The 13616-nt window shown below is 46.3% G+C and carries 15 protein-coding genes and 1 riboswitch; of the genes, 9 read left to right on the top strand and 6 right to left on the bottom strand.

Annotated elements, in window-relative coordinates; all coding sequences use genetic code 11:
* Positions 1-55: 55 nt before the first annotated feature.
* The 6 genes from ubiE to OA34_RS01365 all read left to right on the top strand — a co-directional run bounded on the left by ubiE (position 56) and on the right by OA34_RS01365 (position 5436).
* The gene (ubiE, locus tag OA34_RS01340; RefSeq protein ID WP_039672033.1) at positions 56-775 is read left to right on the top strand and encodes a bifunctional demethylmenaquinone methyltransferase/2-methoxy-6-polyprenyl-1,4-benzoquinol methylase UbiE; all 720 of its coding nucleotides are present in this window, start codon (positions 56-58) and stop codon (positions 773-775) included.
* The gene (xseA, locus tag OA34_RS01345) at positions 772-2031 is read left to right on the top strand and encodes an exodeoxyribonuclease VII large subunit (protein ID WP_039672034.1); all 1260 of its coding nucleotides are present in this window, start codon (positions 772-774) and stop codon (positions 2029-2031) included. Before ubiE ends, xseA begins: the two co-directional genes overlap by 4 nt.
* A gap of 207 nt (positions 2032-2238) precedes the next feature.
* Positions 2239-3582, top strand: coding sequence for a COG3014 family protein (locus OA34_RS01350; protein WP_039672035.1), 1344 nt, complete (start codon positions 2239-2241; stop codon positions 3580-3582).
* Complete coding sequence (locus OA34_RS01355; protein WP_039672036.1) at positions 3569-3976, top strand: DUF1425 domain-containing protein; 408 nt, start codon at positions 3569-3571, stop codon at positions 3974-3976. Before OA34_RS01350 ends, OA34_RS01355 begins: the two co-directional genes overlap by 14 nt.
* A gap of 11 nt (positions 3977-3987) precedes the next feature.
* Positions 3988-4605 (top strand): penicillin-binding protein activator LpoB, encoded by a 618-nt coding sequence (locus OA34_RS01360; protein ID WP_039672037.1) that lies wholly within the window; start codon positions 3988-3990, stop codon positions 4603-4605.
* 3 nt (positions 4606-4608) lie between these two features.
* Positions 4609-5436 carry a hypothetical protein gene (locus OA34_RS01365; RefSeq protein ID WP_254376801.1) on the top strand — a complete coding sequence of 276 codons (828 nt, stop codon included), beginning with the start codon at positions 4609-4611 and terminating at the stop codon, positions 5434-5436.
* 35 nt (positions 5437-5471) lie between these two features.
* Here OA34_RS01365 and OA34_RS01370 read toward each other — a convergent pair whose 3' ends face one another.
* Both OA34_RS01370 and OA34_RS01375 read right to left on the bottom strand, forming a co-directional pair.
* Positions 5472-5660, bottom strand: coding sequence for a CCE_0567 family metalloprotein (locus OA34_RS01370; RefSeq protein WP_039672040.1), 189 nt, complete (start codon positions 5658-5660; stop codon positions 5472-5474).
* 46 nt (positions 5661-5706) lie between these two features.
* Positions 5707-6699, bottom strand: a complete 993-nt coding sequence (locus tag OA34_RS01375; protein ID WP_039672042.1) for an adenosine deaminase — start codon at positions 6697-6699, stop codon at positions 5707-5709.
* 73 nt (positions 6700-6772) lie between these two features.
* Here OA34_RS01375 and OA34_RS01380 point away from each other — a divergent pair, with 73 nt between their 5' ends.
* Together OA34_RS01380 and ribB are read left to right on the top strand one after the other, a co-directional pair.
* Positions 6773-7657 (top strand): DMT family transporter, encoded by an 885-nt coding sequence (locus tag OA34_RS01380; protein WP_039672043.1) that lies wholly within the window; start codon positions 6773-6775, stop codon positions 7655-7657.
* Positions 7658-7689: 32 nt separating this feature from the next.
* A riboswitch (FMN riboswitch) is annotated at positions 7690-7843 on the top strand.
* A gap of 95 nt (positions 7844-7938) precedes the next feature.
* Entirely contained in the window at positions 7939-8574 is a 636-nt protein-coding gene (gene ribB / locus OA34_RS01385; RefSeq protein WP_286682786.1) for a 3,4-dihydroxy-2-butanone-4-phosphate synthase, read from the top strand.
* 1 nt (position 8575) lies between these two features.
* On the opposite strand, the gene OA34_RS01390 is transcribed toward ribB, so the two are convergent.
* Positions 8576-9457, bottom strand: coding sequence for a LysR family transcriptional regulator (locus tag OA34_RS01390; protein WP_039672044.1), 882 nt, complete (start codon positions 9455-9457; stop codon positions 8576-8578).
* Between the two features lie 196 nt (positions 9458-9653).
* Between OA34_RS01390 and OA34_RS01395 the strand changes: the two genes are divergently transcribed.
* Positions 9654-10679 carry a YeiH family protein gene (locus OA34_RS01395; protein ID WP_039672046.1) on the top strand — a complete coding sequence of 342 codons (1026 nt, stop codon included), beginning with the start codon at positions 9654-9656 and terminating at the stop codon, positions 10677-10679.
* Positions 10680-10683: 4 nt separating this feature from the next.
* On the opposite strand, the gene OA34_RS01400 is transcribed toward OA34_RS01395, so the two are convergent.
* The 3 genes from OA34_RS01400 to mqnF are packed head-to-tail and all read right to left on the bottom strand — an operon-like array spanning position 10684 to position 13612.
* The gene (locus OA34_RS01400) at positions 10684-11535 is read right to left on the bottom strand and encodes a YitT family protein (RefSeq protein ID WP_254376797.1); all 852 of its coding nucleotides are present in this window, start codon (positions 11533-11535) and stop codon (positions 10684-10686) included.
* Positions 11532-12392: a signal peptide peptidase SppA gene (sppA, locus tag OA34_RS01405; protein WP_039672047.1), complete on the bottom strand. Its 861-nt coding sequence runs from the start codon at positions 12390-12392 to the stop codon at positions 11532-11534. The genes OA34_RS01400 and sppA overlap by 4 nt, the downstream gene beginning before the upstream one ends.
* Positions 12386-13612, bottom strand: a complete 1227-nt coding sequence (mqnF, locus tag OA34_RS01410; RefSeq protein WP_039672048.1) for an aminofutalosine deaminase family hydrolase — start codon at positions 13610-13612, stop codon at positions 12386-12388. The genes sppA and mqnF overlap by 7 nt, the downstream gene beginning before the upstream one ends.
* Positions 13613-13616 lie beyond the last annotated feature (4 nt).

Raw genomic sequence — 13616 nt, forward strand, 5'->3', positions numbered from 1 at the left:
TAAAACTTCATTCGCTACAATATTCTTTTTATGTTCGCCTTAAGAGGATTCATTTTTGGAAAATACCGACACTAAACAGCAAAAAATCGTTCAAATGTTCGATGAGATCGCAGGTACGTACGACAGGGCAAACCGTGTTTTAAGCATGGGGATCGATATTCAGTGGCGCAAAAAAGCGTGCGACGAAACGTTTAAACGCTATAACAAACCTATCGAACTTATCGTCGACGTCGCATGCGGAACGGGCGATATGATGGGCTATTGGTCAAAACAAGCGACTAAAGCAGACCGTCAGATCGGCAAAATCATGGGCGTCGATCCTTCTGTGGGAATGAGTGACGTCGGGAAGCAAAAATTTCCGGAATTCGAGTTTTTTATCTCCGAAGCGACGGCATTGCCTTTAGCAAACGAAAGCGCGGATATTGTAAGCATCAGTTACGGTATTCGCAACGTGATGAAACGTCAAGAAGCTTTTAGAGAGTTTGCGAGGGTGCTCAAACAAGGCGGCTACGTTGTGATTTTGGAGTTTACGAAAGACGATAAAAAAGGCTTGTTTTTTACGATTAAAGATTTTTACCTCACGAAAATTTTGCCGATTTTAGGCGGACTCATCTCCAAAAATAAAGCGGCGTACGAATACCTTCCTAACTCCATCGAAGGTTTTTTAACCGCAAGCATGCTCCAAAAAGAGCTGGACGATGCGGGATTTGAAACCGAATTTTGCAAAAGTTTTTCGATGGATATTTCGACTTTGGTTATTGCTCGAAAACGATGAGTCAAACGCAAAGCGTCTCAAGCCTCAACAACCAGATCAAGTCGCTTTTGGAAGCGACGTTCTTACATGTTAGCGTCGAGGGAGAAATTTCAAGGGCAACGTACCACAGCTCGGGGCATCTTTACTTTACGCTTAAAGACGCCGATTCCGCGATTGCTTGCGTGATGTTCAAAGGCAACGCCAAAGCCCTCAAATTTCAGCTCGAAGAGGGTATGGCGGTGATCGTTCACGGCGCATTATCGGTTTTTTCTCCCAGAGGAACGTACCAAATCAATTGCCTTAGCATGGAGCCCGCCGGTAGCGGTGCGCTTGCTAAAGCATACGAACAACTCAAAGTAAAACTTTCTGCCAAAGGTTATTTTGATGCGGAGCGAAAAAAGAGGCTTCCCAAATTCGTCGAACATGTCGCATTAGTAACGTCGGCGACGGGAGCTGCACTCCAAGATATGCTCAAAGTCGCTCAAAAACGCTGGCCGCTCGTAAAGATAACGCTTTTGGATACTTTGGTGCAAGGCGAAAATGCCAAGTTTAGCATTGCGGAGAATATCGCCAAAGCCGATCGCTTAAACGTAGACGTGATTATCATCGCGCGCGGCGGCGGTAGTATCGAAGATTTGTGGGCGTTTAACGAAGAGATCGTCGCCGATGCTATCTTTACATGTCAAACGCCGATCGTCTCCGCGGTCGGGCATGAAATCGACTACGTAATTAGCGATTTTGTAGCGGACGTTCGCGCTCCCACGCCTTCTGCGGCGATGGAGATGTTGCTTCCCGATCAAATCGAAATGCTCCAGCGCTTAGACGACACGGCGCAACACTACGAACGTTTGGTCGAACGTTTATTGCATACGAAAGTTCTTGCGTTAACGCGGCTTCAAGAGTTGTTTCATCAACACTCTATCGATCGTAAAATGGCATTATGGAAAAGCGAGATCACTTTATTGCAAGGGCAATTAAACGAACGTTTCGAACGTTTATTGCGCGAAAAGGCGTATGCGCGTCAAGGTCTACTCGAACGCCTTGTCTTTCAAACGCGCCAAAATTTGAGCACGCACGAGCAACGTCTCTTAACGTATCGCAATGCGTTGAGCGCAAAAGAGCCCAAACGAGAGCAAAAAGAGTGTTATGCACAAATCGTCCGAAAGGGTAAAAAAGTAGCACTCGAAACCATCGAAATCGACGAAGTATTTGAACTTCAAACCCCCTCGACAATCCTTCTAGCCCAAGCTTTAAGCAAACGACCTTTAGACCTGTAACCTTCTTTGCGATCGGCGAGCAGATCGGTACCTTTTTTATAACGCAAGACGTAACGATAGTAGGTTACAATGCGGTCGTATATCGTTCGATTCTTTTCTTACCATAATAATAAAAATTTAAATATTTTTTGCCTATGATAGGCAAATTTTTACGATGTAAAGGTTTGATGTTTGACAGGTTATTTATCTTCCATAAAAAGGATTGCTATGAATCGTTTTGGGGCATTGGGTATCAGTAGTGTTGTCGCATTTTTCTTCTTAACGGGATGTACGCCGGCGGTGTCGACGCAACAGTTACAAGCGGGGGCAAATCAAAAAGAGACGGTCGCTAAAACCATCGAACAGATGGAAAAAGATACCTCGGCACAAAGCGAAATGTGGCATTGGTTGAACTTGGGACGCTTGTATCAAAGCAATAAACAATACGAAAAATCGATCGAAGCTTTCGGTAAAGCAGAGGCGATTTTAGACGAGTACGAAGCGCGCGCGGAAGTAAGCATGCGAAACGTCGGAGCAGGTATGGGATCGTTGTTGTTCTCTAAAGGTGCGGAAACGTACTACGGCAAAGGGTACGAGCGAACGCTGATGCATACGTTAAACGGGCTTAACTATGCGATGCTGGGCAATTTTGAGGGTGCGACGGTTGAAATGCGTAAAATGGAAAAACGTCAAGAATTCTGGCTCAAAGAGTCCGAAGAAAAACTCTCCGAAACGCAAAAAAAGAAAGAAGAGGTTAAGGGCAATCCCAATACCGATCAAATTCCCGCAGGCTATTCAATGGGCGAAATGTTACAAGACCCCGACGTGAGAGCGATGGCAAACAACTATCAAGATGCTTTTTCGTATGCTCTAAGTGCCGTCGTCAGTCGTATCTCCAACGACACGCAATACTCTGAAATCAGCCAAAAAAGAGCGGTAGCACTCTCTCCGGAAGCGTCTACGGTGTTTGCACCTTCCAAACAAAAAGCAACACCCGATACGGTAGATGTTTACGTCGTAACGTTTACGGGACAAGCGCCGGTGCAAAGTATCGACAAGATTCGCTTTCCCTTACCGAGTTTAAATTATTATACGGTGCTAGACCTTCCTTCGCTCAAACACCCCAAAGACGATATTTCTTACGTCAATATCTATTCGCCGTTGATGGGCGAGAGTGCTTCTCCTAGACTTTTAAAAACGGACAAAATGGCGTATAAAACGCTCAAAGACGAGCTTCCTTTGGAAATTATGAAATCAGTCGTTCGTGCGACGACCAAAGGCGTCGTAGCCAAACAAGCGTCCGATCACGGCGGCTTGCTCGGCGGTTTGGCGGCGTCGATTTTGATGGACGTTACGTCAAGCACGATGGAGCAAAGTTATCGAAACTGGGAGATGCTTCCTAACTCCGGATACTTATCGAAAGTTTCAGCGAAAAAAGGCGATACTGTCATCGTGAAACTGGGAGGTCAAGAGTTCGGTGTTCAAATCCCTCAGGAGACCAAAAACGGCTCTTTGATTCTCGTTTCGTATCTTTCTAGTCAAAACGTGGAGGTCGATCATGTTGAATATTAAATCGTTGGCTTTGAGTGCGATCGCTCTTTTAATGCTCGGCGGATGCGCCAATCAAAATTCGCAAATGCAACGCGATGCCGTGATGGAACGCAATAAAGCACTTAGCGTCGATAAAGTCAATTACGTTGACGATATGGACGTACTCGTCAGTGATATTAAGTTGTTTAAAGAGAACGGTTTTTTGAAATTGATGGCAGAGTTTATCAATGCGGATAACGGTGAAAAACGCGATTTCGTGTACCAAGTCGAATGGTACGATCAGTACGGTCAACTCAAAGAGACGACCAGCTGGAGACCGAAAACCGTCATCGGAAATCAAAAGATTAAAGTGGTAGAAGCTGCTACAATACCTTCTATCGTTGATTATAAATTAATTATTTCAACCAAAAAATAAGGAGTACGCCTATGGGTTCTATTTCAAAAATTATCGGTAGCGCGGCGGTAGCCGCATTATTATTTTCCGGATGTGCCACGACCGGAGGAGCAGGAAAAGTAGACGGCGGCGATAGCAACGTTGCGTACGGCGATGCCAAAGCGGTTGAAACGGTCACGGCAGATTTCGGTTCGACCGATCTTCAAGCAACGGCCGAAATGATGGCGCAATCGCTTTTGGAAGTTCGCTACATCGCGAAAGCGCAACAACCTCCGAAAGTACGTTTGATGGAAGTCAAAAACCAAAGTTACGAGCATATCGATACGCGTGCGATTACCGAAAAAATTCGATCGAAACTTCTTAAATCCGGTTCGGTTCGCTTTGTTGCGGACAGCGCGAACTTAGGACAAGTCAATGAGGCACGAGATTTCTTAGAGACTTCGACGAAGAAAAAGAACGTCAAAGCAATGACGGATTTTGATTATGTGATTACGGGAACCGTTCGCTCGATTAAAAAAGCCAACGCCAACGTCCAAGACAATTACTACAGTATTATGTTGCAGTTGGTTGACCCTCAAAGCAGCGAGATTTTGTGGGAAGACGAAAAAGAGATTCGTAAGGTTAGCAAAAAACCCTCTTTAGGTTGGTAACGTATGAAACGATTTAGCCTAAAAATAGTGGTAGCTCTTTTGCTGGCGGAATGCTTAGCGTATGCTCAGGTGGTTCCGTTTGACAAAAGCGTCGTGGTAATGCCTTTGCGCTATACGTATCAAGTGACGCGCGAGTTTTACGACGAATACGCAAGAGCCGAGTCGTCGCTCAAAGGTTATGCTCATGAAAAAGGCTCCGCTTCCTACGATGCAAATTATCGCGAGGGCTATTACAGCGGAAGCGCAAGTGCCCAATCCAAAGGGAGTTTTGACGGCAAATACGATCTTAAGTCCAAAGACGAGAGCGAATTTCACGCGAGCACCGATAAAGTGATCGTCGAGAAGAGTTTCGACTCGGAAAAATTGACCGGTATGATTGAATCGGCTTTGAGCGAAGGCGGTGTGAAACTGGGCACGCGAAATCCCGAATATATGAGTGCCAAGACATCGGAAGAAGCGGCTAAAAAGGCGATTGCTAAACGCGCGGGAGATTATGTCTTAACCGGCGATATTGTGAAAATGCAATTGGGCGGTATTCGTAAAGTTCCCGACGGTACGCATCGACGTTATGCAATTAACGCTACATGTAAGATCAATATCAAGATTACGCGTGCAAGCGACGGAACGTCGGTATTCGCTCGAACCTTTACGGGCAAAGGATCCAAAACGTTTGACGCACGAGATTACATTCCTGCCGACGAAGTCGTCGATATGGCGGTCGAAGAGGTCGCAATGCAGATCACGGCGGCGGTTTTAGGCAAACGTATCCCCAATCCGAGCGAATCGGACGCGGAATACCAAGACTCTCCGGGCAAGCGTCTGGTAGAGTAATCATTTGGCTACGAAGGTTTTTTCTTCGTAGCCTTTTAGAGTCCGTAAGTTTTTTTAAACGCTTCAGCTTCTTTGACCGCTTCGACGACCTTAGCCGAGAGAATCGGCAGTTCTTCGTACTTGACCCATAAGGTATCTTCGACGATGTCGTGAATCTCTCCGGCAATTTCTACCGCAATGCGCTTCAGACGCGCCAACTCTTTTTTAAGCTCTTTTTCGTCCATCGTTAACTCCTTACATGTCATGCAAGAAGAGTGCAAGGAGTATTCCTCAAAGCGCGTCGATGTATCGGTAAAAATACTCTTTGCGTTCTTGCGGTAAAAACGAGGCTTCAAACGAATTTTTCGCCAAAATTTTGAGCTCTTCGGGACTGACATGTAAGTTTTGAATCAGTGCTTCGTAGTTTTCGTTGACATAGCCGCCAAAATACGCCGGATCGTCTGAATTGACCGTCACTAAAAGCCCTTGATGCAGAAGTTTGAGAATGTTATGGTGCTTCATATCGTTGACCGCACGGAGTTTGACGTTGGAAAGCGGGCAAACGGTCAAGGGAATGCGGTGCGCCCTAAGGTAAGCAACCAACGAGTCGTCTTCGTCGCAGCGAATGCCGTGATCGATACGGCTCACATGTAATAATCGAATCGCTTCCCAGATATAGCCACTATCTCCCTCTTCGCCGGCGTGCGCGACGATGGCGTAGCCTTCTTTTGCGCAGGCTTCAAAGAGACGCTTAAATTTGGAAGGCGGGTGTCCCACTTCGCTGGAATCGAGTCCTACGCCGATAATCTTCTCTTTGAACGGAAGGGATGCTTGAAGCATCTCAAACGCCGATTCTTCGCTTAAATGGCGTAAAAAGCACATGATGAGATACGCGCTGATACCCAACTCCGCTTCGGCGCGCTCTAACGCACGGGTAATGCCTCTTATGACGGTTTCAAACGCGATACCGCGGGCGGTGTGGGTTTGCGGGTCGAAAAAAATCTCTACATGTAAGACGTTTTGGGCTTGGCATTTAAGAAGATACGCCCACGTCAGTTCAAAAAAATCAGATTCGTCGACGAGTACCGCCGCTCCAGCGTAATAGATGTCCAGAAACGACTGCAACGAGGTAAAACGGTAAGCTTCTTTCACAGCTTCAACGCTGGGGTAAGGGATAACGACGTTATTTTTTTGCGCCAACGTAAACAGGAGTTCTGGCTCTAAGGTGCCTTCGATGTGAAGGTGAAGTTCGGCTTTGGGGAGTTTGGCGATAAGATCGTTCATTATGGCTCTTTTTACGTAATTATAGCAATTTTGAAAGAACACGTTATAATAAAATTTTTCAAAAAGGACGTGAATGAAACCGCTTTCCAAAAAAGCACAGGGCATCTTTTATGTGGCACTTTGTATTTTTTTATGGTCGATGATCCCGACGTTTGCCAAACTTTCCCAATCCAGACTCGATCATCATCAGTATCTTTTTTACTCCAGCGTCGTGTCGTTTTTATCGCTTTTGGCGGTGGCGACGTATCGTCAACGGACGCATGAATTGCTCAAATACTCGGCTAAAACGTATCTTGCGCTATTGGGTCTTGGTTTTTTAGACTTCTTGTTTTATTTGTTGCTCTATTTCGGCTACGAAAGAGCCAACGGTTTGGAAGTTTTGGTCATGCAATACACGTGGCCGATTTTTATCGTACTTTTGTCGCTCTTTATTTTGAAAGAACGTCTCGGATTTGCTAAAATCGTTTCGTTGATTTTGGGTTTTTCGGGCGTGGCGATTGTCATTACCAAAGGCGATTTGGCGCAAGTCGATTTTGGTAATATCGGCGTCATTATCACCGTTTTAATCGGTGCTTTTTCGTTCGCGCTTTTTTCGGTGCTCAGTAAAAAAGTGAGCATCAATCTAACCAATGCCGTGAGCGTCTACTTTTTCACGGCGGTGGTGTATTCGTTTATTTCGATGGAGACGTTTTCAAGCTTTACGTTTCCCACGGCACAAGAGTGGCTCTTTATCGCCGTTAACGGTGTTTTTTTAAACGGCATTTCGTATCTCTTTTGGATTAAGGCGCTGCAAAACGCCGATGCATCGTTTGTCGCTCCTTTTATTTTTATCACGCCCGTTTTGTCGGCAAGTTTTCTCATCGCGGTATTTGACGAGCCGATTTTACCCGTTTATTTTATCGGATTGGCGTTGGTGATAAGTTCGGGTATCGTGAATAGTCTTAAAAAGCGTTTTTAATTAAGCCAATCGGTTGTATGATTTCAACGAAACTTATTTCTCAGGGCAGGGTGCGATTCCCTACTGGCGGTAATCTTACATGTAAGAGAGTCCGCGAGCGCCTTTACATGTAAGAATGTGAAGGGTCAAGCAGATTTGGTGCAACTCCAAAACCAACGGTTACAGTCCGGATGAGAGAGAATAGAGTCCTTTATTACCATTGTTGTATGACAAGGTCGTGTCTCTAAGTATTAAACATGCCCTGATTCTGGTAAGTTTACTCATTTTCTTAGGAGTAACCCATGAATCAACCTTGCGCGCGTTTTGTCGCGCCTACCTCCCTCTCGAACGCTTTGGAAGCGTTACGCAACCGTAGCGGCGTTATCGTTACCGACCGAAACGATCGTGAAGACGAAGCCGACGTTATCTTTCATGCCGAAACGCTAACGTTGGAACAAACGGCGTTGCTGATTCGCGAATGCAGCGGAATCGTCTGTTTGTGTTTGCCTTCCGAAAAAGTGGATGCGTTGGAACTGCCGATGATGGTCGCGCACAACCAATCCAAATTTCACACCGGCTTTACCGTCTCCATCGAAGCCAAAGAAGACGTCAGTACGGGCGTGAGTGCCAAAGATCGTCTGAGAACGATTCAAGCCGCAATTCATCCAAACGGTAAAACCAAAATTGTCTCTCCGGGGCATGTTTTTCCGCTTCGCGCCAAAGAAGGCGGCGTGCTGGAACGGGACGGTCATACCGAAGCTTCGGTAGATTTGATGCGTTTAGCGGGACTTTCGCCTTATGCGGTGTTGTGCGAGCTGACCAATCCGGACGGCACGATGACTAAAGGAGAAGACGTACGCGCTTTTGCGCGCAAAAGCGGTTTCCCGATCGTCTCTATCGAAGAGATTATCGACTATCGTCGCCAAAACGCGTGTTAATTTAAGAAGGACGGAGTACGTTTAGGACATGCGTTTTAAACGTACTCAAAAGTTTGCTTTGGTACTTGTCTTTGTGGTAAATCAGGTAAAACGGACGACGAATCGAGACGTTTTTGAGCTGAACTTCAAAGAGTTCGCGACGTTGAAGCTCTTTTTCGACGACGACGCGCGAGACGCACGTCATAATATCCGCAGAGTGTAACAGAAGGGTTTTCGCCTCTTCAAATTCGCTAAATTCCGTGAAGACGGGCAAAGAACGCGCAATCTCCCCTAATGCTTCTAAAAAAACTTCGCGCGTACCCGATCCTTTTTCCCGTAAAATCCACTTTTTTTCGAATAATTCGTCGATGTAGACGCACCGATTTGCCAATGCGCCATCGCCGGTGACGACGATGAGTTCGTCATAGCCGATCGTCTCTTTGACGATTTCGCGTTCATCGCATGCCGATTCGATAAATCCTACATCGATGATGCCGTTTTTAACCATCTGAATGATCGTTGCCGAATTATGAATCTCTTTGTGAATGCGTACGTTTTCATGGTACAGTAGAAAATCAAACACGATGCGGGGCGTCAAATAATCGCCGATAGTTTTGCTCGAAGCGATTTTCAAAATACCCAAAAGCGCATTGCCGCTAAACAAACTCTGAGCCTCTAAAAGTGCCGTAAAAGCAGGGTAGGTTAGCTCTTTAAAAAGTCTTCCCGTTTCGCTTAAAACCAACTTTTTCCCGATGCGATCGAAGAGAGGTTCACCGATGTCGTGCTCAAGCGATTTGATCGCCAAGGAGAGTGCCGATTGCGTGATGTTTAACTTTTGTGCCGTTTTGGAAAAATGGGGCTCTTCGCATAAACGGTAAAAAAAAGAGAGTTCTTTGAGCGTCATTTTCTTTCTTTCTTCAAAATTAGCGTCAAGCGCTTTTTACACGTTAGAAATGATGTGCTAACGCGAGGTCGTAGGACTTATTGAATCGTTTTTACACGAAATTGATTTAAAATATTAATGATTATAGCAAATTTAATTTATTTTGTTTATGAATAAAAAGCTCCTATAATGGTTGAAATTTTTAGAAGGAAGCGGAATGTTTCGTAAAGAAAATCGGTCTCATACCCTAAGCGGTATCTTGTTTGTCGCACTTTTTGCGACGAGTGCTACGTACTTGAGCGAGTTTGAGCTGTTTAAACATTTGGGGTTAAGCCCGTTGATCGTGGGCATTGTGCTCGGAATGCTCTATGCTAACACCTTGCGTTCCAAGTTGCCGCAGGAGTGGGTTGCGGGTATTTTATTTTCGACTAAAACGATTTTACGTACGGGGATCGTTTTTTACGGTTTTCGTTTGACGTTTCAAAATATCCTCGAAGTCGGTTTGGCGGGCGTCGTTACGAGCGTATTGGTCGTTTCATTGACGTTTATCATCGGTTATCTGGTCGGGACGAAACTGCTAAAACTCGATAAGGAGACGACGATTTTGACCGCGGCGGGCAGTTCCATTTGCGGAGCGGCGGCGGTTCTGGCAACCGAGCCCGTCGTCAAAGCCGAAGCGTATAAAAGCACGATTGCCGTTTCCACGGTCGTCGTGTTTGGAACGATAGCGATGTTTTTGTACCCCTTTTTGTACCGTGCCGGGTTTGTGCCTTTGAGTCCCTCCGAAATGGGTATTTACGTAGGAGGAACTTTGCATGAAGTTGCGCACGTTGTTGCCGCCGGAAATGCCATCGGCGATGAAACGTCGCAAAGTGCCGTGATCGTTAAGATGATACGCGTTATGTTGTTGGCGCCGTTTTTGATTCTTTTGGGACTTTGGCTAACGCGTGCCTCCAAGTCGATTTACAAAACCAAAACTAAGATTACGATACCGTGGTTTGCGGTTTTGTTTATTGTCGTTGCGGGGTTTAATTCGCTGCATCTTCTGCCCTTACATGTCGTCGATACGATCAACGCCTTGGACACGTTTTTGTTGACCATGGCGATGAGTGCTTTGGGCATGGAAACCAATGCGAGCAAGTTTAAAAACGTGGGTATGAAGCCGGTCTATTTAGCGACGATTTTATTTGTATGGTTGATTTTCGGAGGCTTTGCCATCGTTAAATTTTCTTTGACGTTGTAGCGCGTTAGTCTCTACCTAAAAATTCGCTTGCCTCGGAAATGATCAGAAACGCTTCGGGATCGTATTCACGGATAATATCTTTTAAGAGTTGAATTTTCGAGGCTTCGACGGACAGTAAAATCATCGTTTTAATCTGCTTTTCATGATGCAATCCCGTTCCCGTAAAGATCGTACCGTGCTCTTCGATGCGATCTCGAATCTGCTCGGTGAGGATTTCAACGTTGTTAGAGATGATTTTGACGACTTTTTTAGACGGACGACCCGTAATGATCGTATCGATCACTTTGGTCGTGACGTACACGCCGAACATACTGTAAAGGGCTCTTGAAATATCGCCGTAGGCAAAAATATAGACGATCATAATCGAAAGATCGATGCTCAAAAGCACTTCGGCAGCTTTGAACTTCGTCTTTTGCGCGACGATTTCTCCCACAACGGAGGTGCTTCCGGTCGAAGAACGTCCTTTGATAATCAAGCCTACGCCAAGACCGATAAAAATACCCCCGAATACCGCCGCAAGCAATAAATCGTCGCTCAGCGGTTTGAGGTGTAAGGCTTCGCGAAAAAGATCGGTAAAAAAAGAGGTTGCAAAAAGCGCGACCAAGGTTTTTAGAAAATAGAGTTTGCCGAAATAGACGTACCCTAAAACGATAAAAGGAATGCTCACGCATACGATCAGCGTTCCTAACGTGAGTTGCGTGATGAAAAAGTGCAAAATCAAAGCAATACCGATGCCCCCTCCGGTAATCACACCGTTAGGGGAGAGAAAGCATACGACGCCAAACGCCATCGATAATGCGCCTAAAAAGACGTACGCCGTTTGGAGAAGTTGCGTCGACAATAAGGCTTTTGTCATTTAAGATACCCGGTTAAATTGAGAAGCGGAAGCTTGGTCGAGCTTTCGAGTTTTTTCATCCACTTGTCCATCGGGTCGGGTTTTTCCCAAACGGGATGCGCGACGTTCGCCAAAGCTTCAACCCTCTTTTTCGCCTCTTGTGCTGAACCTATTTCGTCGATGAGGTGAACGTTTAAGGCTTTAGAGGCGATAAAAACCTGTGCGTTCGCAAATTCGTCGGGTTTCGCAAGGTTCAGCCCGCGCGCGGTTGCTACGTCTTTGACGAAAAGGTCGTATGCATCGCCGATCAGACCTTTGAGTGCTTCTTTCTCTTTAGGCGTCCACTCTCTGGTAAACGTTCCCATTTGTTTGTATTCGCCGGCGGTAATAATCTGCTCCGAAATACCTAGTTTTTTAGCCAATTCGGCGACGTTGGGTGCTTGGAAAAGTACGCCGATCGAGCCGATAAAGGCACCCGGATTGGCGATAATGGTGTTCGACCAAATCGAAGCGTAATAGCTGCCGCTGGTCATGCTTCCCGCCGCGTACGCGACGACGGGTTTTTTCTCCGCCAATCGCTTAACCGCTAACGAGAGTTCGATGGAAGGAGCAAGTGCGCCGCCGGGAGAGTCGACATGTAAGAGTACGCCTTTGATTTGGTCGTTTTCTTCGGCTTTTTCGATCGTATCCAAAATTTCGTCGATGTTTAAGATTTCGCCTTCGATTTTGACGATCGCAAGGTTCGGCTCTTTGATCTCCTCTTGCGAGACGACGATCCATGCGACGATTAAGAGTAAGACGACGGTTTTAAAGTGGGTTTGAACGTAGTTTAAAATCGCACCTAAGACGATAAAGGGTTTTTTGAGTAGGTTTAACATAAGGCTTCTCCGTGAATATAAATCGCTTCCATGCGACGGGTGTGTAGGAGCGTTTGTACGATCAGCGTTTCTCGGTCGCACGCTTGCGGAAGCGTTGCGACGACAAGGTCGGCATAGCGGTCTTTTTCAAGCGATCCGCACGGAAGTTTTAAGGCGTTTGCCGCGTTACATGTCACGCTTTGCAAGAGCAGTTTTGCCAAGGTCGTAAGATCGCGCTCGTAATGCATCATCAAAGCACTTCGCATCTCGTCCCAAAGGCTAAGCGAGGTGTTGGAGCTGAGTCCGTCCGTACCTAAGGTAAGGTTTATTTTTGCGGCAAGCACTTTGGCGATGTCAAGTTTGCCTGCGCCCAAAAGACGATTGGAAACGGGGCAATGCGTGAGCGTTGCTTTTTGATCGGAAAGGGCGTGCAGCTCTTCGGTATCGGCATAAACCGCATGGGTAAAGAGCGTCGGAACGTTTTCAAACAGGGCAAGGTATTCTAAGGCATCGCACATCGGTTTTGCGTGGGGATTAAACGCGCTTAAAAAGGGTTGAAAATCCCCCTCGGCGTTATCGAGCCAAGCACGCTCGGCAAGGCTTTCCATAAAATGCGTCGAAACGATGCACCCCTCTTCGCGTGCTTTTTGCAAGGCTTTTTTCGCCAAAATCGGATGCGTCGAATAGGGTGAATGAACCGAAATAGCCGGAATAAAACGATTGCCCTCGTGAGCTTTTGAGTCCTCAAAGCGACTCGCAAAGTCTGCGTACATCGCATCGACCGCACTAGGAGCGGAGCCTAAAATTTCATTGAAATAAACGACGCGTTGGGGCGTTTGTACGCAAGCGTGTAAATCGGCTCCGAAACTGCTGATGGCACCTAAGGTCGTCGTTCCGCTTTGAAGCATTTCGCGAAGCGCGGCGGCGATGTGTTCATGCGTTGCGAGTGCGCTGAGCTCTTCGCGGTGTTGAATGACGGATTGAAGCCACGGAATAAAGTCGCCGTAACGAAGCATCGTACGGTTGGCGCTAAACTCTAAATGCACATGGGCGTTAATCAAGCCCGGCAAAATAATGCTATGAGGCGGTGTTTGAATCAGCGTAGCGTCCGGATAACGCGCTTGAAGCGCATCGCTTTGTCCTATGTCGATAATCGTTTCGTCGAAAACGACGCCGCCTTTTTCGATGATCTCAAACGTCGCGTTACATGTTAGGACGAAATCGGCAATCAATAACTTCACGTTT

This window comes from Sulfurospirillum sp. MES, assembly GCF_000789415.1.
Lineage (GTDB): Bacteria > Campylobacterota > Campylobacteria > Campylobacterales > Sulfurospirillaceae > Sulfurospirillum > Sulfurospirillum cavolei.

Excerpts from the sequence above, each read along its gene's own strand:
- xseA (WP_039672034.1), top strand. The coding sequence starts at position 772 with ATGAGTCAAACGCAAAGCGTCTCAAGCCTCAACAACCAGATCAAGTCG.
- OA34_RS01350 (WP_039672035.1), top strand. The coding sequence starts at position 2,239 with ATGAATCGTTTTGGGGCATTGGGTATCAGTAGTGTTGTCGCATTTTTC.
- OA34_RS01355 (WP_039672036.1), top strand. The coding sequence starts at position 3,569 with ATGTTGAATATTAAATCGTTGGCTTTGAGTGCGATCGCTCTTTTAATG.
- OA34_RS01360 (WP_039672037.1), top strand. The coding sequence starts at position 3,988 with ATGGGTTCTATTTCAAAAATTATCGGTAGCGCGGCGGTAGCCGCATTA.
- OA34_RS01365 (WP_254376801.1), top strand. The coding sequence starts at position 4,609 with ATGAAACGATTTAGCCTAAAAATAGTGGTAGCTCTTTTGCTGGCGGAA.
- OA34_RS01370 (WP_039672040.1), bottom strand. The coding sequence starts at position 5,660 with ATGGACGAAAAAGAGCTTAAAAAAGAGTTGGCGCGTCTGAAGCGCATT.
- OA34_RS01375 (WP_039672042.1), bottom strand. The coding sequence starts at position 6,699 with ATGAACGATCTTATCGCCAAACTCCCCAAAGCCGAACTTCACCTTCAC.
- OA34_RS01380 (WP_039672043.1), top strand. The coding sequence starts at position 6,773 with ATGAAACCGCTTTCCAAAAAAGCACAGGGCATCTTTTATGTGGCACTT.
- ribB (WP_286682786.1), top strand. The coding sequence starts at position 7,939 with ATGAATCAACCTTGCGCGCGTTTTGTCGCGCCTACCTCCCTCTCGAAC.
- OA34_RS01390 (WP_039672044.1), bottom strand. The coding sequence starts at position 9,457 with ATGACGCTCAAAGAACTCTCTTTTTTTTACCGTTTATGCGAAGAGCCC.
- OA34_RS01395 (WP_039672046.1), top strand. The coding sequence starts at position 9,654 with ATGTTTCGTAAAGAAAATCGGTCTCATACCCTAAGCGGTATCTTGTTT.
- OA34_RS01400 (WP_254376797.1), bottom strand. The coding sequence starts at position 11,535 with ATGACAAAAGCCTTATTGTCGACGCAACTTCTCCAAACGGCGTACGTC.
- sppA (WP_039672047.1), bottom strand. The coding sequence starts at position 12,392 with ATGTTAAACCTACTCAAAAAACCCTTTATCGTCTTAGGTGCGATTTTA.